This window comes from Citrobacter sp. wls714, from assembly GCF_005281025.1.
GTDB lineage: Bacteria > Pseudomonadota > Gammaproteobacteria > Enterobacterales > Enterobacteriaceae > Citrobacter > Citrobacter werkmanii.
This window is the reverse complement of record NZ_SZWZ01000029.1, coordinates 39906-65228: the sequence shown is the minus strand read 5'-3', so window position 1 is coordinate 65228 and position 25323 is coordinate 39906. Positions and strand designations below refer to the sequence as shown.

Genomic DNA, 25323 nt, shown 5'->3' with positions numbered 1-25323 from the left:
GATCTGCAGGGATATTACACCAGGAAGGTTCATTCTCGGCGTGGGTGTGACAAAATAGCGGTTTTACTTAGTCACCCTAAAGCCAGCATGTGGAGAGCCCGATGCGGGATCGCAATTTTGATGACATTGCAGAGAAGTTTTCCCGTAACATTTACGGCACCACCAAAGGTCAATTAAGACAGGCTATCCTTTGGCAGGATTTGGATCGATTATTAGCGACATTCGGTGAGCAAAAATTGCACATTCTGGATGCCGGCGGTGGTGAAGGGCAAACGGCCATCAAGATGGCGCAACGTGGGCACTTCGTGACATTATGCGATCTGTCAGGCGAAATGATCGCCCGTGCGAAACAGGCGGCAGAGGCAAAAGGTGTGAGCGGAAACATGCATTTTATACAATGCGCCGCTCAGGACGTTACTGCGCATTTGGAAACCCCGGTTGATCTGATATTGTTTCATGCTGTGCTGGAATGGGTGACGGATCCCGTCAGCGTATTACAGACGCTGTGGTCAGTATTGCGTCCCGGCGGCGCGCTGTCGTTAATGTTCTACAATGCTAACGGTCTGTTGATGCATAACATGGTCGCAGGGAACTTTGACTATGTGCAGGTGGGGATGCCGAAACGTAAAAAGCGTACGCTTTCACCGGACTACCCACGCGATCCGGGGCAGGTTTACCAGTGGCTGGAAGAGATCGGTTGGCAGATAACGAGTAAAACAGGCGTCCGTGTGTTTCATGATTATCTGCGGGATAAGCATAAACAGCATGACGACTACGAAATGTTACTTGAGTTAGAAACGCGCTATTGCCGCCAGGAACCGTATATCAGCCTTGGGCGCTATATTCATGTCACCGCGATTAAAAGTCCGGCCCGAGCCGCAGATGCAAGGATAACCTATGAGTGAATTTTCCCAGACAGTCCCCGAACTGGTTGCCTGGGCCAGAAAAAATGACTTCTCCATCTCTCTGCCGGTAGACAGACTTTCGTTCCTGCTGGCGGTCGCCACTCTGAACGGCGAGCGACTTGACGGCGAGATGAGTGAAGGTGAGCTGGTGGATGCGTTCCGCCATGTGAGTGATGCGTTTGAGCAAACCAGCGAAACCATTGGTGTACGCGCGAACAACGCGATCAACGATATGGTGCGTCAACGTCTGCTGAACCGCTTTACCAGCGAGCAGGCAGAAGGAAACGCGATTTATCGTTTGACGCCGCTCGGCATTGGCATCACCGATTATTATATTCGTCAACGCGAATTCTCTACACTGCGTCTTTCTATGCAGTTGTCGATTGTGGCCGGTGAATTGAAGCGCGCGGCGGATGCGGCGGCGGAAGGTGGCGATGAGTTTCACTGGCATCGCAATGTATATGCGCCATTGAAATATTCGGTGGCGGAGATTTTTGACAGTATCGATCTCACCCAGCGCATCATGGATGAACAGCAGCAGCAGGTGAAAGACGATATCGCCCAGTTGCTGAACAAAGACTGGCGGGCGGCGATTTCCAGCTGTGAACTGCTGCTTTCTGAAACTTCCGGGACGCTGCGCGAACTGCAGGATACGTTGGAAGCGGCGGGCGATAAGCTACAGGCAAACCTGTTACGCATCCAGGATGCCACGATGACGCATGACGATTTGCATTTTGTCGACAGACTGGTGTTTGACTTACAAAGCAAACTCGACCGCATTATCAGTTGGGGTCAGCAGTCTATTGATTTGTGGATCGGTTACGATCGTCACGTGCATAAGTTTATCCGTACCGCGATTGATATGGATAAAAACCGCGTCTTTGCCCAGCGTTTGCGCCAGTCCGTGCAGACTTATTTTGACGATCCGTGGGCGCTGACTTATGCCAATGCCGACCGTCTGCTCGATATGCGTGATGAAGAGATGGTCCTGCGTGACGAAGAGGTCACCGGTGAACTTCCGACAGATCTGGAATATGAAGAGTTTAACGAGATCCGTGAGCAACTGGCGGCGATCATCGAAGAACAGTTGGCTATCTACAAATCCAGACAAACGCCACTGGATCTCGGTTTGGTAGTGCGCGAGTATCTGGCGCAATATCCACGTGCGCGTCACTTCGACGTCGCGCGTATTGTTATCGATCAGGCGGTACGTCTTGGCGTAGCGCAAGCAGATTTCACCGGACTGCCAGCTAAATGGCAGCCGATTAATGATTACGGAGCCAAGGTACAGGCGCATGTCATTGACAAATATTGAACAAGTGATGCCGGTAAAGCTGGCGCTGGCGCTGGCGAATCCGTTATTTCCGGCGCTGGATAGCGCCTTACGTTCGGGCCGACATATCGGCCTGGATGAACTGGATAATCATGCCTTCCTGATGGATTTTCAGGAGTATTTTGAAGAATTTTACAGCCGCTATAACGTGGAACTGATCCGCGCGCCGGAAGGGTTCTTCTATCTTCGCCCGCGTTCAACGACGCTCATTCCGCGTTCGGTTCTGTCCGAACTGGATATGATGGTGGGTAAAATTCTTTGCTATCTCTATCTCAGCCCGGAACGCCTGGCGAATGAAGGGATTTTTACCCAACAAGAGTTGTACGACGAGCTGTTGACTCTGGCGGACGAAGCGAAACTGCTGAAGCTGGTGAACAATCGTTCAACCGGTTCGGACGTTGACCGTCAGAAGCTACAGGAAAAGGTACGTTCTTCGCTAAACCGTCTGCGTCGCTTAGGCATGGTGTGGTTTCTGGGCCACGACAGCAGCAAATTCCGTATCACGGAATCGGTCTTCCGCTTTGGCGCGGACGTGCGCAGCGGTGACGATCCGCGTGAAGCCCAGCGTCGCTTAATTCGTGATGGCGAAGCGATGCCGGTCGAGAACCGCCTGCAGCTCAACGATGAGCCCGAAGAGAATCAGCCGGACAGTGGAGAAGAAGAATAATGATTGAACGCGGTAAATTTCGCTCACTTACGCTGATTAACTGGAATGGTTTTTTTGCCCGTACGTTCGACCTGGATGAACTGGTCACCACGCTGTCCGGCGGTAACGGTGCGGGTAAATCCACGACCATGGCGGCATTTGTTACGGCGCTCATCCCGGATTTAACCCTGCTGCATTTCCGTAATACCACCGAAGCCGGTGCGACCAGCGGTTCACGTGACAAAGGTCTGCACGGTAAGCTGAAAGCGGGTGTCTGTTACTCAATGCTCGACGTCCTCAACTCCCGCCATCAGCGCGTGGTTGTTGGCGTTCGTCTGCAACAGGTTGCCGGTCGCGATCGTAAAGTGGATATCAAGCCGTTTGCCATTCAGGGGTTGCCGATGTCGGTGCAACCCACTCAGTTGGTTACGGAAACGCTGAACGAACGCCAGGCGCGCGTCCTGTCTCTCCCTGAGCTGAAAGAGAAGCTTGATGAGATGGAAGGCGTGCAGTTTAAGCAGTTCAACTCGATAACGGATTATCACTCGCTGATGTTCGATCTGGGCATCATTGCCCGTCGTCTGCGCTCTGCGTCCGATCGTAGTAAATTCTATCGTCTGATTGAAGCCTCGCTGTATGGCGGTATCTCCAGCGCCATTACCCGCTCACTGCGTGATTACCTGCTGCCAGAAAACGGTGGCGTGCGCAAAGCGTTCCAGGATATGGAAGCCGCGCTGCGTGAAAACCGCATGACGCTGGAAGCGATTCGCGTAACCCAGTCTGACCGCGATCTGTTTAAGCATTTGATCAGCGAAGCGACCAACTACGTGGCAGCAGATTATATGCGCCATGCCAACGAGCGCCGTATTCATCTGGATAAAGCGCTGGAATATCGTCGTGAACTGCATACCTCACGCAAGCAGTTGGCTGCTGAGCAGTATAAACACGTAGATATGGCGCGCGAGCTGGGCGAGCACAACGGTGCGGAAGGCGATCTGGAAGCTGATTACCAGGCCGCAAGCGATCACCTCAATCTGGTGCAAACCGCGCTGCGTCAGCAAGAAAAAATTGAACGCTATGAAGCGGATCTCGAGGAATTACAGATCCGTCTCGAAGAACAAAATGAGGTCGTCGCGGAAGCCGTTGACCGCCAGGATGAAAACGAAGCCCGCGCGGAAGCTGCTGAGCTGGAGGTGGATGAGCTGAAAAGTCAGCTTGCCGATTACCAGCAGGCGCTGGATGTCCAGCAAACGCGAGCTATCCAGTATGGCCAGGCAATTCAGGCGTTAAGCCGGGCCAAAGAGCTGTGTCACTTACCGGATCTGACAGCCGACAGCGCTGCTGAATGGCTGGAAACCTTCCAGGCCAAAGAGCAGGAAGCTACAGAAAAACTGTTGACGCTGGAACAAAAAATGAGCGTGGCGCAAACCGCGCACAGTCAGTTTGAACAGGCTTATCAGCTGGTGGCGGCGATCAACGGCCCACTGGCGCGTGGTGAGGCCTGGAGCGTGGCGCGTGAACTGCTGCGGGAAGGTGTTGAGCAGCGTCACCTGGCCGAACAGGTTCAGCCGTTGCGTATGCGACTCAGCGAGCTGGAACAGCGTCTGCGCGAACAGCAAGACGCCGAACGTCTTCTGGCGGAATTCTGCAAGCGTCAGGGTAAACAGTTCGATATCGATGAGCTGGAAGCGTTGCACCAGGAGCTGGAAGCGCGCATCGCCGCTTTGTCGGACAGCGTATCGTCCGCCAGCGAACAGCGAATGACGCTGCGTCAGGAACAGGAACAGCTGCAGTCGCGTATCCAGCATTTGATGAAACGCGCACCGGTCTGGCTGGCCGCGCAAAATAGCCTGAATCAACTTAGCGAACAGTGCGGCGAAGAGTTTACTTCCAGCCAGGACGTGACCGAATATCTGCAGCAATTGCTGGAGCGCGAGCGTGAAGCCATTGTTGAGCGCGATGAAGTTGGCGCGCGCAAAAACGCGGTTGATGAAGAAATTGAACGTTTAAGTCAGCCCGGCGGGGCGGAAGATCAACGTCTGAACGCGCTGGCGGAACGCTTCGGTGGCGTGCTGCTGTCAGAAATTTATGACGACGTTAGCCTTGAAGATGCGCCGTACTTCTCCGCGCTGTACGGTCCATCGCGCCATGCTATCGTGGTGCCGGATCTGTCGCTGATTACCGAACAACTTGAAGGCCTGACGGATTGTCCGGAAGATCTCTATTTTATCGAAGGGGATCCGCAGTCGTTTGATGACAGTGTTTTCAGCGTTGATGAGCTGGAAAAAGCGGTGGTGGTGAAAACCGCCGAACGTCAGTGGCGTTATTCCCGCTTCCCGACGGTGCCGATTTTTGGTCGTGCGGCGCGCGAAAGCCGTATCGAAACCCTGCATGCCGAGCGTGAAGGGCTGTCTGAACGTTTTGCCACGCTCTCTTTTGACGTCCAGAAAACTCAGCGCCTGCATCAGGCGTTCAGCCGCTTTATCGGCAGCCATTTGTCGGTGGCGTTTGAAGCCGATCCAGAAGCGGAAATTCGTCAGTTGAACAGCCGCCGCGTTGAGCTGGAGCGTGCGCTGACCAATCATGAAAATGATAACCAGCAAAGCCGTATGCAGTTTGAACAGGCGAAAGAGGGGGTTTCTGCGCTGAATCGCCTGCTGCCGCGTTTGAATCTGCTGGCTGATGAAACGCTGGCCGATCGCGTGGACGAAATTCGCGAGCGTCTGGATGAAGCTCAGGAAGCGGCGCGTTTTGTGCAGCAGCACGGTAATCAGTTAGCCAAACTGGAACCGATGGTTTCGGTTCTGCAAAATGACCCTGAGCAGTTTGAACAACTGAAGGAAGATTACGCGTATTCCCAGCAGATGCAGCGTGATGCGCGTCAGCAGGCGTTTGCGCTGACTGAGGTCGTACAACGCCGGGCGCACTTTAGCTATTCCGATTCAGCCGAAATGCTGAGCGGCAACAGCGATCTGAACGAAAAACTGCGCCAGCGTCTGGAACAGGCGGAAGCTGAACGTACCCGCGCTCGTGAAGCGCTGCGCAGCCACGCCGCGCAGTTAAGCCAGTACAACCAGGTCATGGCGTCGCTGAAAAGCTCCTATGACACTAAAAAAGAACTGCTCAACGATTTACAACGTGAACTGCAGGATATCGGCGTTCGTGCTGACAGCGGCGCGGAAGAGCGTGCCCGTATCCGTCGTGATGAACTGCATGCGCAGCTCAGTAACAACCGTGCGCGCCGTAACCAACTGGAAAAAGCGCTGACCTTCTGCGAAGCGGAGATGGATAACCTGACCCGCAAATTGCGCAAACTGGAACGCGATTATTTTGAGATGCGCGAACAGGTAGTCACCGCGAAAGCCGGCTGGTGTGCGGTCATGCGCATGGTGAAAGACAATGGCGTTGAACGCCGTCTGCACCGTCGCGAGCTGGCGTATCTTTCTGGCGATGAACTGCGTTCGATGTCGGATAAGGCGTTGGGCGCGCTGCGTCTGGCGGTGGCGGATAACGAACACCTGCGTGATGTGTTGCGCATGTCTGAAGATCCGAAGCGCCCGGAGCGTAAAATTCAGTTCTTTGTCGCGGTTTATCAGCATCTGCGTGAACGTATTCGTCAGGATATTATTCGCACCGACGATCCGGTGGAAGCGATTGAACAGATGGAGATCGAACTGAGCCGTCTGACGGAAGAATTAACCTCGCGTGAACAGAAGCTGGCGATCAGCTCCCGCAGCGTGGCGAACATCATTCGTAAGACGATTCAGCGCGAACAAAACCGTATCCGTATGTTGAACCAGGGTCTGCAAAGCGTATCGTTTGGCCAGGTAAATAGCGTTCGTCTGAACGTCAACGTGCGTGAAACCCACGCCACCTTGCTGGACGTACTTTCCGAGCAGCATGAACAGCATCAGGATCTGTTTAACAGCAACCGTCTGACCTTCTCTGAAGCGCTGGCGAAGCTGTATCAGCGTCTGAATCCGCAGATTGATATGGGGCAACGCACGCCGCAAACCATTGGTGAAGAGCTGCTGGACTACCGTAACTATCTGGAAATGGAAGTCGAGGTTAACCGTGGTTCAGACGGCTGGCTGCGTGCTGAATCTGGCGCACTGTCAACGGGTGAGGCGATCGGTACCGGGATGTCTATTCTGGTGATGGTTGTGCAGAGCTGGGAAGACGAAGGTCGCAGACTGCGCGGTAAAGATATCTCGCCTTGTCGTCTGCTGTTCCTTGATGAAGCTGCGCGACTTGATGCCCGCTCTATCGCGACCCTGTTTGAACTGTGCGAGCGTTTGCAGATGCAACTGATTATCGCTGCGCCGGAAAACATCAGCCCGGAGAAAGGCACCACCTATAAACTGGTACGTAAAGTCTTCCAGAACACCGAGCATGTTCACGTGGTGGGCCTGCGCGGGTTTGCCCCGCAGTTACCTGAGCCACTGCCAGGAACGGAAGACGCTTCCTCGCAGGCAAGCTAAGTAAGAAGGCGGCTAAATAGCCGCCTTCTTCTTTTCTGAAAAGCACATAATGCCTGGTGTAATTTCTTTAGACTTCTTTACATTAGGTTAGGCAAAAACTATTTGATGTTTATATACTAAAGGTAAGCCTAACTCGTGGCAGGCTTGCTAGTCATACTTCAGCGTGTATTGGCGTTTTACAGGTCCGACCCCAGCAAACAAAAGGGGAATGCTACGGCCTGGCTACTCAAAGTATGATAAAGAAAACAGGGGGCAAGGGATGTTGCTTAATAAAATGTGTGGTCGTCGGCTGTCGGCAATTAGTTTGTGCCTGGCCGTAACATTCGCTCCACTGTTCAATGCGCAGGCCGATGAGCCTGAAATGATCCCTGGCGACAGCTCAGCGTCCGTCAGTGAACAGCCAACAGCGTTACCGCAACCGCAGGTTCAATCTTCCGCGACTGCTATCATGGCGGGTATTCAACCGCTGCCGGAGGGCGTGTCTGTCGATAGCACTCGCGCCAAATTACAATCTCAACTTCCCGCGGGCTTCACGCCGGTTTATATGAGCCAGCTGGAATTGCTGTATGCCGCTCGCGAAATGAAACCGATGTGGGAAAATCGAGATGCGGTAAAAGCGTTTCAGCAACAGTTAGCCGAGGTGGCGATTGCCGGATTTCAGCCGCAATTTACCACTTGGGTCGCATTGCTTACCGACCCGGCGGTAACGGGCCAGGCGCGAGACATCGTGCTTTCTGATGCCCTGATGGGATATCTGCACTTTATCGCAAATATCCCCGTCAAAGGTAATCGCTGGCTCTACAGTAATAAGCCCTATGCGCTGGCAACTCCGCCGATTTCCGTGATCAACCAATGGCAGGTGGCGCTGGATAATGGGCAACTGACGTCGTTTATTACCGGCCTGGCGCCTCAGCATCCGCAGTATGCAGCCATGCATGAATCGTTGTTAAAACTGGTGAGCGATACGCGTCCCTGGCCGCAGTTAACCAGTACCGCGACGCTGCGTCCTGGCGAGTGGAGTAACGATATCCCCGCGTTGCGTGAAATCTTACGCCGCACCGGGATGCTTGAATCAGTCGTCAGTACGGCTGCTAAAGAAGGGCGTAGCGCTTACGGCAGTGAACTGGTTGCGGCGGTGAAGCGTTTCCAGACGTGGCAGGGGTTGGGGGCCGATGGCGCCATTGGACCCGCAACGCGTGACTGGCTGAACGTAACGCCCGCTCAGCGTGCAGGTGTGCTGGCGTTGAATATTCAGCGTTTGCGCCTGCTGCCGAGTGATTTGTCTACCGGTATCATGGTGAATATTCCTGCCTACTCGCTGGTTTATTATCAGAACGGCAATCAGGTGCTAGCCTCACGCGTTATTGTCGGGCGTCCCGATCGCAAAACGCCGATGATGAGCAGTGCGCTGAATAATGTGGTCGTTAACCCACCGTGGAACGTACCGCCGACGCTGGCACGTAAAGATATTCTGCCTAAGGTGTGGAATGACCCGGGATACCTTGAGCGTCACGGCTATACCGTAATGCGCGGCTGGAATAGCAAAGAGACGATAGATCCATGGCAGGTTGACTGGGCGACCATTACCGCATCGAATCTGCCGTTCCGCTTTCAGCAGGCGCCGGGCGCGCGTAACTCGCTCGGCCGTTATAAATTTAATATGCCGAGTTCAGATGCTATTTATCTGCACGATACGCCAAACCACAACCTGTTCCAGAAAGATACGCGGGCGCTTAGCTCAGGCTGCGTGCGTGTGAATAAGGCATCTGAGCTGGCGAATATGCTGCTACAGGATGCGGGCTGGAATGATACGCGCATCTCGGACGCCCTGAAGCAAGGGGATACGCGGTACGTGAATATTCGTCAGAATATTCCGGTCAATCTTTACTACCTGACCGCGTTTGTGGGGGCGGATGGGCGGACGCAGTATCGTACAGATATTTACAATTACGATCTGACAGCGCGATCCAGCGCACAAATTGTGTCAAAAGCCGAACAATTAATCAGATAAATGAAGCAGTTCGAGGAAAATGATTGTCGTAAGTTATGTTGGAAATGGGGCTAAATGGCTGCAAGCCCCGTATTTCCTGGGGTTGGGAGCCTTGACGTGGACTACTTAGCCAGATAAGGTTTCCCGCGTGCGCTAGAGCATACATACGATAACATTGACCTTGTAGACCTTAATACCATGGACAAATTTGACGCTAATCGCCGCAAACTGCTGGCGCTTGGTGGCATTGCCCTCGGCGCTGCCATCCTGCCTACGCCTGCGTTTGCCACACTCTCCACCCCACGTCCGCGTATATTGACTCTGAATAACCTGCATACCGGTGAGTCAATAAAAGCAGAGTTTTTTGATGGCAGGGGCTATATTCAGGACGAATTAGCAAAACTTAACCACTTTTTCCGTGATTTTCGGGCCAATAAAGTGAAATCCATTGACCCGGGATTGTTTGACCAACTCTTCCGTCTGCAGGGTCTGCTGGGCACGCGTAAACCCGTACAGCTGATCTCTGGCTATCGCTCAATCGATACCAATAATGAACTCCGTGCGCGCAGCCGTGGTGTCGCTAAGAAAAGCTACCACACGAAAGGCCAGGCTATGGATTTCCATATTGAAGGCATCGCATTAAGTAATATTCGCAAAGCTGCGTTATCTATGCGCGCAGGTGGTGTAGGATACTACCCCAGCAGTAACTTTGTGCATATTGACACCGGACCTGCACGGCACTGGTGATCCGTAAGCTTAATGAAACAGGAGCTGTATGAACTATCGTATTATTCCGGTCACTGCATTTGCCCAGAACTGCTCGTTAATCTGGTGTGAGCAGACACGTCTGGCCGCGCTGGTCGATCCCGGCGGCGATGCCGAGAAAATCAAACAGGAAGTGGATGCCAGCGGTCTGACGCTTATGCAGATCCTGCTTACCCATGGTCATCTTGACCACGTAGGGGCGGCGGCTGAACTGGCACAGCATTATGGTGTACCGGTTATTGGCCCGGAAAAAGAAGATGAGTTCTGGTTACAGGGGTTGCCTGCTCAGAGCCGGATGTTTGGCCTGGGAGATTGTGAGCCGCTGACGCCCGATCGCTGGTTAAATGAAGGCGATCGGGTAAGCGTGGGTAATGTCACATTACAGGTGCTCCATTGTCCCGGTCACACGCCAGGGCATGTGGTCTTCTTTGATGAGCAGTCAAAGTTACTGATTTCGGGTGACGTGATTTTCAAAGGTGGCGTAGGGCGCAGTGATTTCCCGCGCGGCGATCACAGTCAATTGATCGATTCGATTAAACGTAAACTGTTGCCGCTGGGCGATGACGTGACGTTTATTCCGGGCCACGGTCCACTTTCTACGCTGGGCCACGAACGGTTACATAACCCGTTTCTGCAGGATGAAATGCCTGTCTGGTAAAACCGCAGATAAATAAAAAGGCCGCGATTGCGGCCTTTTTTTGTGCGCTATTGATTACAGTACTGCGACAATCGCTTCGCACAGCGGCGCCATGTTATCTGGCGTCATTCCGGCTACGTTTACACGTCCGGAAGCGACGGCATAGACACCAAACTCTTCACGCAGGCGCAGAACCTGCTCTTTGGTCAGGCCGCTGAATGAGAACATGCCGTTTTGTTTGATGATAAAGCTGAAGTCGCGGCTTGCACCTTTCTCCTGCAGCGTATTCACGAACAGTAAACGCATGCGCTGAATGCGTTGGCGCATATCAGTCAGCTCTTGTTCCCAGATGGCGCGCAGCGCGTCGTTGCTCAGAATCGTAGCGACTACGGATGCGCCGTGTGCAGGCGGGTTGGAATAGTTAGCACGAATGGCTGATTTCATCTGGCTAAACGCGCGGTCAACGGTTTCAGCATCGGCTGCAACCAACGTACAGGCACCTACGCGCTCATTGTACAAACCAAAGTTCTTGGAGTAGGAGCTGGCGACGATCAGCTCTTTGTGCAGTGCCGCGAATGCGCGCAGACCTTCCGCATCTTCTTCCAGACCACGGGCAAAACCCTGGTAGGCGAAGTCAAACAGCGGCAACCAACCTTTATCGACGGAAAGCTGAGCCAGCGTTTGCCACTGCTCCAGCGTAGGATCGATACCGGTTGGGTTATGGCAGCAGCCGTGGAATAACACCACGTCGCCTGCCTGCGCTTCGCTGAGGCTTGCCAGCATCGCATCAAAGTCTAATGAATGGTTTGCCGCATCGTAATAATTATATTCACGAACTTCCAGACCGGCAGAGTTAAAGACGCTCTTATGGTTCGGCCAGCTCGGGTTGCTTACCCAAACGCGTTTAGCCGAGGTGTTTTTTGCCAGGAAATCAGCTGCTACACGCAGTGCGCCAGTGCCGCCTGGGGTCTGTGCCGTACGTGCGCGTTTGTCGTTGATAAGCGAACTCTCTTTGCCAAACAGTAATTCCTGAGTGCAACGACCAAACTCTGGAATACCGTCAATGCCAAGGTAGTTTTTGGTGGTTTCATTTTCCAGTATATATTGCTCGGCTTTTTTAACGCTGGTCAGTACCGGCGTTTTGCCTGTCTCATCTTTATATACACCGATCCCGAGGTTTATTTTTCCTGGGCGGTCATCGGCACGAAACAAATCAGCCAGACCCAAAATGGGGTCGGCAGGAGCGGCGGTAATGTTCTCAAACATGACGAGGTTCCATAGTGATTACAGAAGAGAAGTCCGCTATCAGGTTAACGGTAGATTTACAAAATGCCAACCGTTACTGACGAAAAGCTGAGGTGTTTTTTTAAGACGCAAGAATCCGCTAGCAGAGATAAAAAAACAGGACCGAAGTCCTGTTTTTTAGGCATTTAACAAAGAGGTCTGCTATTAGAACTGGTAAACGATACCCACTGCAACGGTGTCGTCAGAACCTACGCCCAGTTTGTTGTCAGAATCGATCTGGTTGATGATGTAATCAACATAGGTGGACATGTTTTTGTTGAAGTAGTAAGTCGCACCCACTTCGAAGTAGTTCACCAGATCTACGTCACCGATACCTTCAATGTCCTTACCTTTAGATTTGGTATAGGCGAGGGACGGACGCAGGCCGAAGTCGAACTGATACTGGGCAACCAACAGCACGTCTTCAGTTTTGTTAGCATAACCGTTAGCGATACGGGTTGCGTTGTGGGTTTCGCTGTAGTTCGCCGCCAGGTAGATGTTGTTCGCATCGTACTTAACGCCGGTCGCCCACTGCTCAGCTTTGTCGCCATGACCGCGCAGAGCCGGGTTTTGTTGAGCATCGGTACGGTCAGCCGCACCATAAGCACCTACGATACCGAAGCCGTCGAATTCGTAGCTGATAGAACCGCCAACGCCATCGCCGTTAGAGCGACGAACGTCATCACGCTCGTTTTTGCCCAGGTACTGAACGGCGAAGTTCAGGCCTTCAACCAGGCCGAAGAAGTTGGAGTTACGGTAGGTTGCGAGACCGCCGTTACGCTGGGAGAAGAACTGGTCAGAAGCGGCGGTATCACCACCGAATTCTGGCAGCATATCGGTGTAACCCAGTGCATCGTATACGACACCGTAGTTACGACCGTAGTCGAAGGAGCCTGCATCGCCGAATTTCAGACCGGCAAACGCCAGACGAGTTTTGTTACCGTCCTGCGCGTTTGAGCCTTCAGCATTGTTGCCGGCAAAGTTGTATTCCCACTGGCCGTAGCCGGTCAGTTGGTCGTTAATCTGAGTTTCCCCTTTGAAACCAAGACGGGCGTATGTCTGATCGCCGTTAGCAGCGTAGGCATTTTCACCGTTGTGCTTGGAAAAATAGTGCAGACCTACGGCTTTACCGTAGATATCTACTTTGTTGCCATCTTTGTTATAAACTTCTGCAGCGTTAGCTGCCCCGGCTACCAGCAGAGCAGGGATAACCACTGCCAGAATATTGCGCTTCATCATTATTTATTACCCTCATCGGTTTTTATATGACACCTGCCACTGCCGCCAATAAATTCCGTCAATTAAAATTTACGGAACTATTGATGAGAGTTTGGTGTCTTTATGTGTCTGACAGGCATCTTTCCATTCAAACTACCGTTTCGCTACTCTCAAAGTGCTACAAATATAAAGATTTAGTTTCAAAAAGAAAAAATATGTAACAAGATGTTATTTTTGTGCAACTTTGTGAACAACTTCAAAGTTCAGATGTCTGCGCGCTAAAAATCGCCGCCGTTATTTCTATTTATATGATTTTCTTATGTTTAATTTTGCTAAGACCGCTTTTTCTCTGCTGTGACTAAAAGGACTGATTTTACCGAAGGCAATTTATGGACATCTGGATTGCTATGTGAAAGGTTAAAAAATGTACTATTTAATCAGAAAATGCTAATCCACAATAAAATTGCTGATTATTTTTTGTGCAAATGTGTTGCGGTGAAATATTACGTAACAGGAAGAGGGGAATCGAAGGGTTGTATTTAACGTGTGATGGGGATCCCTGTTACGTGGAGCGGTTACAAAAAAGGCCAGCAATGAATGCTGGCCTTTGAATTAAAAATTCAGCTTTAGAAGCTGGCGTTACGCGGAGTACGTGGGAATGGAATGACATCACGGACGTTCTGCACGCCAGTAACGTAGGCAATCAGACGCTCGAAGCCTAAGCCGAAGCCGGAATGCGGAACAGTACCGTAGCGGCGCAGGTCGCGATACCACCAGTAATCTTCTTTGTTCAGACCCATCTCCAGCATACGGGCATCCAGCACGTCCAGACGCTCTTCACGCTGAGAACCACCGATGATTTCACCGATTCCCGGGGCCAGTACGTCCATTGCCGCAACGGTTTTACCGTCTTCGTTAAGGCGCATATAAAACGCTTTAATATCTTTCGGATAGTTTTTAACCACGACTGGCGCTTTGAAGTGCTCTTCAGCAAGATAACGTTCGTGCTCGGAAGAGAGATCCACACCCCAGTAAACCGGGTTTTCAAACTGTTTGCCGCATTTTTCGAGAATGCTTACCGCGTCGGTGTAGTCCACCTGCGCGAAGTCGGCGTCAATGAAACGTTCCAGGCGTGAAATCGCATCTTTGTCGACACGTTCAGCGAAGAATTTCATATCATCCGCGCGCTCTGCCAGTACGGCCTTGAAAGCATACTTCAGCATGGCTTCAGCGAGGCCTGCCACGTCGTCCAGGTTGGCGAAAGCCACTTCTGGCTCCAGCATCCAGAACTCCGCCAGGTGACGGCTGGTGTTAGAGTTTTCTGCACGGAACGTCGGGCCAAAGGTATAAATTTTGGACAGGGCGCAGGCGTAGGTTTCGCCGTTCAACTGACCAGAAACGGTCAGGAAGGCTTCTTTACCGAAGAAGTCTTTATCGAAATCAACTTTTCCCTGATCGTTACGCGGCAGGTTTTCCAGATCCAGCGTAGAAACGCGGAACATTTCACCCGCACCTTCCGTATCGGAAGCTGTAATCAGCGGCGTGGATACCCAAAAGAAACCCTGCTCGTGGAAAAAACGATGCAGCGCTTGCGCCAGCGTATGACGTACACGCGCTACCGCACCAATCATGTTGGTACGCGGACGCATATGCGCGACTTCACGCAGATACTCAATGCTGTGACGCTTGGCCGCCATCGGGTAGGTGTCAGGATCTTCAACCCAGCCCGCGACTTCAACCTCAGTGGCCTGAATTTCAAAGCTCTGTCCCTGTCCAGGCGACGCAACGACTTTACCCGTTACGATAACTGAACAGCCCGTTGTCAGGCGCAATACGTCCTGATTGTAATTGGGCAGAGAATTATTGATGACGGCCTGTACAGGATCAAAGCAGGAACCGTCATAAACGGCGAGGAAGGAGATGCCAGCTTTTGAATCTCGGCGGGTACGCACCCATCCGCGCACGGTGACTTCGCTGTCAACGGCTACGCGGCCCTGGAGTACGTCGGCTACAGGCACAACGCTCATAATATTCTCTCTGTTAATAGTCGGATATATAAACACATGTCCACCCGTAATGGGGGGGATACCTATGTTACCTGGCATCTGCAATCAGACAAGCAGAATTCGTTGCTGGAGTGAAAGATTTCGGAAATAAACGCGAAAAGGGAGCCGATGTGGCTCCCTGTGAGGATTAACTGGCTTTTTTAATATGCGGCAAATCGAAAGCTTTGCGCAACGCACGAACAAACGCTTTATCGTGGCAGATGGTTTTGCCGGGGCTGTCAGATAACTTCGCCACCGGTTTACCGTTACACTCCACCAGCTTGATAACAATATTGAGCGGCTTAACCTGCGGAATATCACACGTTAGCCGTGTACCAATGCCAAAACTCAACTGTACGCGAGAAGAGAAGTGGCGGTAGAGCTCAATCGCTTTTTTCAGATCGAGGTTATCTGAGAACACCAGCGTTTTGCTCAGCGGATCAATCCCCAGTTTTTCATAATGGGCAATGGCTTTTTCACCCCATTCTACCGGATCGCCTGAGTCGTGACGTAAGCCCTGGTAACGGGTCGCAAACTCGACGCCAAAGTCGCGTAAAAACGCGTCCATGGTGATGCAGTCGGTCAGTGCAATCCCGAGTTGGTCAGGATATTCATTTAACCATGCGGCCAGCGCAACACGCTGGCTGGTGGCAAGCTCTGGGCTGATTTGCTGATGAGCCTGGAACCACTCATGCGCCTGTGTACCCATCGGGGTTAATGACAGACGGCGGGCGAGATCGTAGTTGCTGGTGCCGACAAACCAGGATTCTTGCTGCAAGCGTTTAACAATGGCCTGCTGTACTTCGCGTGAAAAACGACGGCGCGTACCGAAATCCATCAGATGGAAGCGGGACATATCGACATCTTTCGTTAAAGCAGAGAATTCGACTAGTTTGCTTTCCAGCTCATTGAGTGCCTGTGGAACGCCTGATTCGGGCGAACGGTAACGGTGCACCAGTTCGCTGATAACTGCCAGCAGCGGGACTTCCCACATGATCACTTCACGCCATGGACCGGTTAAGCGGATGTTCAGCTTACCGTTATCGTTGGTGACGCAAACTTGTTCCGGCTTATAACGGAAATCGCGTAACCAGGCGAGGTAATCAGCTTTAAAGAAAGGCAGGCCGGAGAGCCACTGGTACTCGTCCTCCTGCAGCCGCAGGTGCTGCATAGCATTCACCTGCTCACGAATAGCATCAGCGTAAATACCGAGCAGGTCATCGCCACGGCAACGAAATTCAGCCGCTACTTGTACATCATAGTAGTGGTGAAAAACGGCTTGCTGCATATGCAACTTATAAGCGTCTGTATCCAGCAGCGAGTGCAGAACAGGAGAAGCGAATTGTGTCATAGGTGCGCAGTAGCATCCTCTCACGGGAGCGTTTAGTACAATAAACAACTAAGAAAACCGCTGGAGTATACCCTGTTTAGCGATTTATTGAACCCCGATCACACCATAAGCTCTCTTTCTGGTCGAGGGCAATTCGTGCCACGTGTTATGAAAATGTAGCAAAAAGGGTGTTTGTGCCTGAAAAGATGAACATTCTGCGTAGCGCGATTTACGCAACAGGAATAGACTGAAGCCGAGACTCTACCAAAGATGCTAAAGGTTTTTTTATGACACAACAGCCACAAGCCAAATACCGTCACGACTATCGTGCGCCGGATTACCAGATTACTGATATTGACTTGACCTTTGACCTGGATGCTGAAAAAACCGTGGTCACCGCAGTGAGCCAGGCTGTCCGTCATGGTGCGTCCGATGCGCCCCTGCGGCTGAATGGCGAAGATCTGACCCTGGTGTCAATCCACGTGAACGACGAACCGTGGACAGCGTATAAAGAAGAAGAGGGCGCTCTGGTTATCAGTCAGCTGCCGGAACGTTTTACGCTGCAGATCGTGAATGAGATTAGTCCGGCGGCCAATACCGCGCTGGAAGGACTGTATAAGTCCGGCGATGCGCTGTGCACCCAGTGTGAAGCGGAAGGGTTCCGCCATATTACCTGGTATCTCGACAGACCCGATGTTCTAGCGCGTTTTACCACCAAAATTATCGCCGATAAAACCCAATATCCGTTCCTGCTCTCTAACGGCAACCGCGTGGCGCAGGGTGAACTGGAAAACGGTCGACACTGGGTGCAGTGGCAGGATCCGTTCCCGAAACCGTGCTATCTGTTTGCGCTGGTAGCCGGTGATTTCGATGTCCTGCGTGACACCTTTACCACCCGCTCAGGACGAGAAGTGGCGCTGGAACTGTACGTCGATCGCGGCAATCTGGACCGTGCGCCGTGGGCAATGACCTCGCTGAAAAACTCCATGAAATGGGATGAGGAGCGTTTCGGCCTCGAGTATGACCTCGACATCTATATGATTGTTGCCGTTGATTTCTTCAATATGGGCGCGATGGAGAATAAAGGTCTGAACATCTTTAACTCCAAATATGTGCTGGCCCGCACCGATACGGCCACCGACAAAGACTATCTCGATATTGAACGCGTTATTGGTCACGAATATTTCCATAACTGGACCGGCAACCGTGTGACCTGTCGCGACTGGTTCCAGTTGAGTCTGAAAGAGGGTTTAACCGTGTTCCGCGATCAGGAGTTCAGTTCCGATCTCGGCTCACGCGCGGTAAACCGTATCAGCAATGTACGTACCATGCGCGGCTTGCAGTTTGCCGAAGACGCCAGTCCGATGGCGCACCCTATCCGCCCGGATATGGTCATCGAAATGAACAACTTCTATACCCTGACCGTGTACGAAAAGGGCGCTGAAGTCATTCGTATGATCCACACCCTGCTGGGTGAGGCTAACTTCCAGAAAGGGATGCAGCTGTACTTTGAGCGTCATGACGGCAGCGCTGCTACCTGTGATGATTTTGTGCAGGCGATGGAAGATGCGTCCAACGTCGACCTCTCGCATTTCCGTCGCTGGTACAGTCAGTCCGGTACGCCGATTCTGACCGTGCGTGATGACTACAATCCGTCAACGGAACAATACACGCTGACCATCAGTCAGCGTACGCCAGCCACGCCGGATCAGGCCGAGAAACAACCGCTGCATATTCCTTTCGCCCTCGAGTTGTATGACAACGAAGGGAAAGTGATCCCGCTACAAAAAGGCGGGCATCCGGTGAATGCCGTGCTCAACGTCACCCAGGCAGAACAGACGTTTGTCTTTGATAACGTCTACTTCCAGCCGGTTCCGGCACTGCTGTGCGAATTCTCCGCACCGGTAAAACTGGAATACAAATGGAGCGATCAGCAACTAACCTTCCTGATGCGTCATGCGCGTAACGATTTCTCGCGTTGGGATGCGGCGCAAAGTCTGCTGGCGACCTATATTAAGCTCAACGTTGCCCGTCATCAGCAGGGACAGCCGCTGTCGCTGCCGGTACATGTGGCCGATGCATTCCGCGCGATTTTGCTCGATGAGAAAATCGATCCGGCGCTGGCGGCAGAAATCCTGACGTTGCCTTCGGTGAATGAAATTGCCGAACTGTTCGACATCATTGATCCCGTGGCGATAACGGAGGTTCGCGAAGCATTGACCCGCACTCTGGCGGCTGAACTGGCGGATGAATTCCTCGCCATCTATAACGCTAATCATCTTGACGAGTACCGCGTTGAGCATGCTGATATTGGCAAACGTACGCTGCGCAATGCCTGCCTGCGCTTCCTGGCCTTTGGCGAAACCCATCTGGCTGACACGCTGGTCAGCAAGCAGTACCGTGAAGCGAACAATATGACTGACGCCCTGGCGGCGCTGTCCGCTGCTGTGGCGGCGCAACTGCCATGCCGCGACGCATTGATGCAGGAGTATGACGATAAGTGGCATCATGACGGTCTGGTGATGGATAAATGGTTTATCCTGCAATCCACCAGCCCGGCGAGAAACGTGCTGGAAACGGTACGCGGTCTGCTGAAGCATCGTTCCTTCAGTATGAGTAATCCGAACCGCATCCGTTCGCTGATTGGTGCTTTTGCGGGCAGCAACCCGGCGGCTTTCCATGCGGAAGATGGCAGCGGTTATCAGTTCCTGGTCGACATGCTGACTGAACTGAACAGCCGCAATCCGCAGGTGGCGTCACGTCTGATTGAGCCGTTGATTCGTTTAAAACGTTATGATGCCAAACGTCAGGCGAAGATGCGTGCGGCGCTGGAACAGTTGAAAGGCCTCGAGAATCTCTCCGGCGATCTGTTTGAGAAGATTGACAAAGCGTTAGCCTGAAACGTTGACCTGTAGTTTAGTAGGCCGGATAAGGCGGTAACGCCGCCATCCGGCAAAAGGCCCGGTAAGCGCTACCGGGCCTTGTTTTCTGAGTGTTTATCCATGTCGACGGATCGGTTGTTCCGTCTCGCCGCGTTTCATAACCCGGTTCAACACTTCCGCTTCCAGCTCGGCTAACCGCACCGATCCCAAACGGCGGGGGCGCTGAATATCCACCGTCAGATCCAGCCCGATTTTGCCATCTTCGATCAACAGCACGCGGTCTGCCATCGCGACGGCCTCACTGACATCGTGCGTCACCAGCAGCACCGTAAAGCCGTGATCCTGCCACAGCGAGACGATCAGATCCTGCATCTCAAGACGGGTTAACGCATCCAGCGCGCCGAGCGGTTCATCCAGTAACAACAGACCAGGGCGGTGAATTAATGCCCGCGCCAGGGCCACGCGCTGTTTTTGCCCGCCAGACAGGGCGGCAGGCCACTCCTGTGCCCGGTTTTCTAGGCCAACAGCGGCCAACGCATTACGGGCCGCATCGCGCCATTGACCTTTCAGCCCCAGACCAACGTTATCGATAACCGTTTTCCATGGCAGCAGACGTGCATCCTGAAACATCATGCGCGTATCATCCTGAATCTCTGCCAGTGGGGTGGTTCCGGCAAGTAATGCGCCTGAAGTGGGCGATTCCAGCCCAGCCAGCAGGCGCAGCAAGGTGCTTTTGCCACCGCCGCTGCGGCCCACTACGGCAACAAATTGCCCTGCCGGAATATGCAGATCTAATTGATTCAGCACCGTATTGGCGGCGTATTGTTTGGTCACGGCGCTCAGCAAAAGCGGCGTACCCTGATTCAAGCGAGCGGTATTCATACAGTAGCCTCCTTCACATGGTAAGCCGGGTTCCAGCGCAGCCAGATCCGCTCCAGCAGTTGGGCGCTGACATCGGCAAGTTTGCCGAGCAGGGCATAGAGAATGATGGCCACTACCACCACGTCGGTTTGCAGAAATTCTCGGGCATTCATCGCCAGATAACCAATGCCGGCATTGGCTGAAATAGTCTCCGCAACGATCAGCGTCAGCCACATCAGGCCGAGAGCAAAACGTACGCCAACCATAATCGAGGGCAGGGCACCGGGGAGGATCACATGGATAAACAGTGAAAAGCCGGACAACCCATAGCTGCGCGCCATCTCCACCAGGCCGCGATCGATATTGCGGATCCCGTGCCAGGTGTTGATGTAAATCGGGAACAGAGTGCCCAAGGCGACGAGAAAGATTTTGGCGGATTCATCAATGCCGAACCACAAAATCACCAGCGGGATCAGCGCCAGATGGGGGACGTTACGCAGCATCTGTACCGACGTATCCAACAGGCGTTCCCCCCAGCGTGAAAGACCGCTAATGAGTCCCAGCATCAAACCTAACGATCCACCGATCGAGAATCCGATCAGCGCGCGCCAGGAGCTGATCGCCAGATGCTGCCAAAGCTCACCGCTGGCGGAGAGCGTCCAGAAGGCTTCGACCACGCCCTCCGGGGAGGGCAGGATGCGGGTGGATAGCCAGCCCATTGACGAGGCTATCTGCCAGAGCACCACCAGACCTACCGGCAAAAACCAGGGTGCAAGGCGCAATAACCACCTGTTTTTCGGTGTTGTCATCAGCGTGCTCCTTAGCTTTGCGCGACCTTACGAGGAATAAATTCGTTAGCCACCGCTTCGCCTTGTTGGTGCAGACGCTGTGGCTGTGGAATTTCAGGGATCGATACATCCAGATGCGGGAACAGTAGCTCGCCAACTTTGTACGCCTCTTCCAGATGCGGATACCCCGACAGCACAAAGCTGTCGATACCCAGCGCGGCATACTCGTTGATACGCGCCGCGACGGTAGGACCGTCACCGACCAGCGCGGTCCCGGCGCCGCCACGCACCAGTCCAACGCCAGCCCACAGGTTTGGGCTAATCTCCAGTTTGTCGCGTTTCCCGTTATGCAGCGCGGCCATCCGCTGCTGGCCAACCGAATCCGTTCTTGAGAAGGCGGCCTGAGCTTTGGCAATCGTGTCGTCATCAAGATGAGAAATCAGACGTTCCGCTGCCTGCCACGCCTCATCAGTCGTCTCCCGCACGATCACATGCAAACGAATACCGAAGCGGATCTTACGTCCAAGCGCTGTCGCTTTGACCCGCACTTGCTCAATCTTCTCTTTCACCTGTTCAGGCGGCTCGCCCCAGGTCAGATAGAGATCAACCTGCTCGGCAGCCAGGTCTTGCGCGACATCGGAAGAACCGCCGAAATAAAGTGGCGGCCAGGGTTGTTGTACGGGAGGAAAAAACAGCTTCGCGCCGCGGACGTGCATATGTTTGCCGTTGAAATCGACAGTTTCCCCCTGTAACAGCCGACGCCAGATCTGGGTGAATTCAGCAGAAGCTTCATAGCGCTCGGTATGATCAAGAAACACGCCGTCGCCAGCCAGCTCCTGTGGATCGCTACCGGTCACCAGGTTAAACAGCGCCCGGCCGTTAGAGAGTCTGTCGAGCGTTGCTGCCTGGCGCGCGGCAACCGTTGGCGATGTTACGCTTGGACGCAGCGCGACCAAAAACTTGAGCCGCTGGGTAACGGGGATCATCGAGGCGGCTACCAGCCAGGCATCTTCACAGGAGCGACCGGTTGGGATCAACACGCCGGTAAATCCCAGGCGATCGGCGGCCTGTGCGATTTGCTGCAGATAACTGTGATCGACCGGACGCGAGCCTTCTTCCGTCCCCAGATAGTGGCCATCCCCGTGGGTAGGTAAAAACCAGAACATGTTCAGACTCATAATTTTGCTCCTGTCTGCTGAGTGGGTTGCCAGATACGCTGGCGAATATCGATTTTTTTCGGCACCAGACGATTGTCATAAAACAGATCGGCGGTTTGTTGTTGCAGAGCGGCAACAGAGGCGCTGACGGGCGAGATGGTCGTTGGCGGCCGGTGATCAAGATAAGACGCAATCACCGGCTCTGGCAGCCCCATGGTTTTGGCCAGCAGGGTAATACTTTGTTGGCGCTGGCTGAGGGTTAACGCATCGGCCTGGCTAAAGGTATCCAGCACGCCAAGCACAAATGCCCCATTTTTCTCGGCATAAGGACGCGCGGCGAGATAAAAGGAGCCGGTCTGTTTGAGATCTGAGCCGTCTTTTAGCACGCGCACATCCCCCTGCAGCAACGCGGCGGAATAGTAAGGATCCCAGATAGCCCACGCATCAACGTTACCTTGCTGGAAGGCTGCTCTGGCATCTGCGGGTGTCAGATATGTTGGTTGAATATCGGTAAATTTCAGCCCGGCCTGTTGTAAGGCTCGCAGCAGTAAATTGTGGGCGCTGGAACCTTTCTGGAAGGCGACTTTATGCCCTTTGAGCTGCGCCACGCTCTGGATCGGGCTGTTTTTGGGCACCAGAATCACTTCGGCTTTTGGTTTGGGCGGCTCGACGCCAACGTAAACCAGATCGGCTCCAGCGGCCTGGGCGAAAATCGGTGGAATGTCACCGGTACTGCCGAGATCAATACTGCCAATATTGAGTGCTTCCAGCATTTGCGGCCCTGCCGGGAACTCAATCCACGAGATTTTGGTCTGTGGGTAGCGTTTCTCCAGTAGCTGATGGCTTTTAGCCAGCACCATGCTGACGCTCCCTTTCTGGTAGCCTATGCGCAGCGCGTCTGGTGCAGACTCTGCGGCATGGGCGAGCGTTGAAAGTGACAGCAATCCGGTCAACGCCAGCCAAGGCGTGTAACGTTTGAGCAGATTAAGCATGGGCGGCACCTCGCAGAGCATTCAATTGAGGGAGTTGGACGTCGCGACGATGCAACGCCAGCCAGAAGGTGTCGAGCGCATTGTCCAGACGCAGTTGCAGGTTGGGCGTAAACTGCGGTTTATGTTGATAATCAATCACCTGTGAATCATCAGCAAAAACACCGTGCAGGATTTCCTGGGCTTTTAACGCGCTCAGCACCGGCTTAAGTGCGTAATCAACGGCCAGTAAATGCGCAACGGTACCGCCTGTTGCCAGTGGCAAAACCACTTTGCCTTCCAGTGCGCGTTCGGGAAGCAGGTCAAGCAACGTTTTCAACGCACCGGAGTAAGCTGCTTTGTAGACTGGTGTTGCCACAATCAATCCGTCGGCGTCGTGTAGTTGTTCGACAAAGGTTTTCAGCGCCGGGCTGTCGAAGCGCGCATAAATCAGGTCTTCTGGGGCAAAGTTGTGCAGATTCCAGTGACAGACTTCGACATCCTGGCTGTTCAGTTTTTCTCGGGCGTATTCCAGTAACGCGCTGGAGCGAGAGGGGAAGCGTGGGCTTCCCGCCAGAGTAATGACGCGCATAATTTCAATCTCCCCTTATAACCAATTGTTCGCTTTTATTTAACATTGATAACAATTTGTGCAGTCTGGCAGAGAGATTTTGTTTATCGAAATGATTTATACGGCATAGAAAAGTTGAAAAATAAATATACCCGTCATACTTCAAGTTGCATGTGCGTTGGCTTTCCTCGCTCACCCCAGTCACGTACTGGTGTACGCTCCTGGGGATTTGCTGCGTCGCCGCCTTCCTGCAACTCGAATTATTTAGGGTGTAAAAAGCAGGGGCGAGGAAAACGATTGCTATTTATTGCCGCAGGTCAATTCCCTTTTTGCTCGTGATCGCACATAATACGCCCCCGGTTTGCACACCGGGAATCCAGGAGAGTTCATGTACTACCCCTTCGTTCGTAAAGCCCTTTTCCAGCTCGATCCTGAGCGCGCTCATGAATTGACATTCCAGCAGTTACGTCGCATTACCGGCACGCCGCTCGAAGCGCTTGTCCGCCAGAAAGTACCCACAAAACCGGTTACCTGTATGGGGCTGACGTTTAAAAATCCGCTCGGGCTTGCTGCCGGACTGGATAAAGACGGGGAGTGCATTGATGCGCTCGGTGCGATGGGATTCGGTTCAATTGAGATTGGTACCGTGACGCCACGTCCCCAGCCCGGGAACGATAAACCACGCCTGTTCCGTCTGGTGGATGCGGAAGGTTTGATCAACCGCATGGGATTCAATAACCTGGGTGTTGATAACCTGGTAGAGAACGTTAAGAAATCACATTTTGACGGCATTCTCGGCATTAATATTGGTAAGAATAAAGATACTCCGGTAGAAAACGGCAAAGATGACTATCTGATTTGTATGGAAAAAGTCTATGCTTATGCCGGTTATATCGCGATTAATATCTCTTCACCGAATACGCCGGGATTACGCACGCTGCAATACGGTGAAGCGCTGGACGATCTGCTAACGGCAATTAAAAATAAGCAAAACGATCTGCAAGCGATCCACCATAAATATGTTCCGGTGGCCGTAAAGATCGCGCCGGATCTTTCCGTCGAAGAACTGATCCAGGTCGCCGACAGTTTAGTTCGTCATAATATTGATGGCGTAATTGCAACTAACACCACTCTCGATCGTTCTCTCGTACAGGGAATGAAAAATTGTGATCAAATGGGTGGGTTGAGCGGTCGTCCGTTACAATTAAAAAGTACAGAAATTATTCGCCAGTTGTCTCAGGAATTAAATGGTCAGTTGCCGATTATTGGTGTTGGCGGTATCGACTCGGTCATCGCCGCGCGTGAGAAAATAGCCGCTGGCGCTACCCTGGTACAGATTTATTCGGGCTTTATTTTTAAAGGTCCACCATTGATTAAAGAAATCGTCAGCAATATCTGAATGCTACCTTAATCACAATCCAGGGCTTTATTTCTAGCCCTGGTTGTTTTATATTCCTTTACT

18 protein-coding genes are annotated in these 25323 nt (G+C 52.8%); 9 read left to right on the top strand and 9 right to left on the bottom strand.

The window, feature by feature from the left end; genetic code table 11:
* Window positions 1–101 precede the first annotated feature (101 nt).
* The 7 genes from cmoM (at window position 102) to FDX11_RS06045 (ending at window position 10778) form a co-directional block, all read left to right on the top strand.
* Window positions 102–905, top strand: coding sequence for a tRNA uridine 5-oxyacetic acid(34) methyltransferase CmoM (cmoM, locus tag FDX11_RS06075; protein WP_042309438.1), 804 nt, complete (start codon window positions 102–104; stop codon window positions 903–905).
* On the top strand, window positions 898–2220 hold the full coding sequence (mukF, locus tag FDX11_RS06070; RefSeq protein WP_061381858.1) for a chromosome partition protein MukF: 1323 nt from the start codon (window positions 898–900) through the stop codon (window positions 2218–2220). Before cmoM ends, mukF begins: the two co-directional genes overlap by 8 nt.
* A complete protein-coding gene (gene mukE / locus FDX11_RS06065; RefSeq protein WP_137397631.1) occupies window positions 2201–2905 on the top strand; it encodes a chromosome partition protein MukE in 705 nt (234 codons plus the stop codon). The genes mukF and mukE overlap by 20 nt, the downstream gene beginning before the upstream one ends.
* The gene (mukB, locus tag FDX11_RS06060) at window positions 2905–7365 is read left to right on the top strand and encodes a chromosome partition protein MukB (protein WP_061381857.1); all 4461 of its coding nucleotides are present in this window, start codon (window positions 2905–2907) and stop codon (window positions 7363–7365) included. Before mukE ends, mukB begins: the two co-directional genes overlap by 1 nt.
* A 259-nt stretch (window positions 7366–7624) precedes the next feature.
* Window positions 7625–9376, top strand: coding sequence for a L,D-transpeptidase (gene ldtD, locus FDX11_RS06055; RefSeq protein ID WP_137397630.1), 1752 nt, complete (start codon window positions 7625–7627; stop codon window positions 9374–9376).
* A gap of 177 nt (window positions 9377–9553) precedes the next feature.
* The gene (locus FDX11_RS06050) at window positions 9554–10102 is read left to right on the top strand and encodes a YcbK family protein (RefSeq protein WP_003831948.1); all 549 of its coding nucleotides are present in this window, start codon (window positions 9554–9556) and stop codon (window positions 10100–10102) included.
* 28 nt (window positions 10103–10130) lie between these two features.
* Window positions 10131–10778 carry an MBL fold metallo-hydrolase gene (locus tag FDX11_RS06045; protein ID WP_061381856.1) on the top strand — a complete coding sequence of 216 codons (648 nt, stop codon included), beginning with the start codon at window positions 10131–10133 and terminating at the stop codon, window positions 10776–10778.
* A gap of 54 nt (window positions 10779–10832) precedes the next feature.
* Here FDX11_RS06045 and aspC read toward each other — a convergent pair whose 3' ends face one another.
* The 4 genes from aspC to pncB form a co-directional block, all read right to left on the bottom strand.
* Window positions 10833–12023 carry an aspartate transaminase gene (gene aspC, locus FDX11_RS06040; RefSeq protein WP_042309427.1) on the bottom strand — a complete coding sequence of 397 codons (1191 nt, stop codon included), beginning with the start codon at window positions 12021–12023 and terminating at the stop codon, window positions 10833–10835.
* Between the two features lie 183 nt (window positions 12024–12206).
* Window positions 12207–13280 (bottom strand): porin OmpF, encoded by a 1074-nt coding sequence (ompF, locus tag FDX11_RS06035; RefSeq protein ID WP_042309425.1) that lies wholly within the window; start codon window positions 13278–13280, stop codon window positions 12207–12209.
* A gap of 605 nt (window positions 13281–13885) precedes the next feature.
* The gene (gene asnS, locus FDX11_RS06030; protein WP_038639361.1) at window positions 13886–15286 is read right to left on the bottom strand and encodes an asparagine--tRNA ligase; all 1401 of its coding nucleotides are present in this window, start codon (window positions 15284–15286) and stop codon (window positions 13886–13888) included.
* Between the two features lie 166 nt (window positions 15287–15452).
* A complete protein-coding gene (gene pncB, locus FDX11_RS06025; protein WP_042309421.1) occupies window positions 15453–16655 on the bottom strand; it encodes a nicotinate phosphoribosyltransferase in 1203 nt (400 codons plus the stop codon).
* A gap of 266 nt (window positions 16656–16921) precedes the next feature.
* On the opposite strand from pncB, the gene pepN reads away from it, so the two are divergent.
* A complete protein-coding gene (gene pepN / locus FDX11_RS06020) occupies window positions 16922–19534 on the top strand; it encodes an aminopeptidase N (protein WP_042309419.1) in 2613 nt (870 codons plus the stop codon).
* 96 nt (window positions 19535–19630) lie between these two features.
* On the opposite strand, the gene ssuB is transcribed toward pepN, so the two are convergent.
* From ssuB to ssuE, 5 genes are read right to left on the bottom strand one after another with little or no spacing between them, the layout of a single operon-like run.
* Window positions 19631–20398, bottom strand: a complete 768-nt coding sequence (gene ssuB / locus FDX11_RS06015; protein WP_042309417.1) for an aliphatic sulfonates ABC transporter ATP-binding protein — start codon at window positions 20396–20398, stop codon at window positions 19631–19633.
* Window positions 20395–21186, bottom strand: coding sequence for an aliphatic sulfonate ABC transporter permease SsuC (gene ssuC / locus FDX11_RS06010; RefSeq protein WP_137366292.1), 792 nt, complete (start codon window positions 21184–21186; stop codon window positions 20395–20397). Before ssuC ends, ssuB begins: the two co-directional genes overlap by 4 nt.
* Window positions 21187–21197: 11 nt before the next feature.
* Window positions 21198–22343: an FMNH2-dependent alkanesulfonate monooxygenase gene (gene ssuD, locus FDX11_RS06005; protein WP_042309414.1), complete on the bottom strand. Its 1146-nt coding sequence runs from the start codon at window positions 22341–22343 to the stop codon at window positions 21198–21200.
* Complete coding sequence (locus FDX11_RS06000) at window positions 22340–23314, bottom strand: sulfonate ABC transporter substrate-binding protein (RefSeq protein WP_137397629.1); 975 nt, start codon at window positions 23312–23314, stop codon at window positions 22340–22342. Before FDX11_RS06000 ends, ssuD begins: the two co-directional genes overlap by 4 nt.
* Window positions 23307–23882 (bottom strand): NADPH-dependent FMN reductase, encoded by a 576-nt coding sequence (ssuE, locus tag FDX11_RS05995; RefSeq protein WP_042309410.1) that lies wholly within the window; start codon window positions 23880–23882, stop codon window positions 23307–23309. The genes FDX11_RS06000 and ssuE overlap by 8 nt, the downstream gene beginning before the upstream one ends.
* Window positions 23883–24249: 367 nt before the next feature.
* On the opposite strand from ssuE, the gene pyrD reads away from it, so the two are divergent.
* Window positions 24250–25260 carry a quinone-dependent dihydroorotate dehydrogenase gene (gene pyrD, locus FDX11_RS05990; protein ID WP_137397628.1) on the top strand — a complete coding sequence of 337 codons (1011 nt, stop codon included), beginning with the start codon at window positions 24250–24252 and terminating at the stop codon, window positions 25258–25260.
* The last annotated feature ends 63 nt before the right edge of the window (window positions 25261–25323 follow it).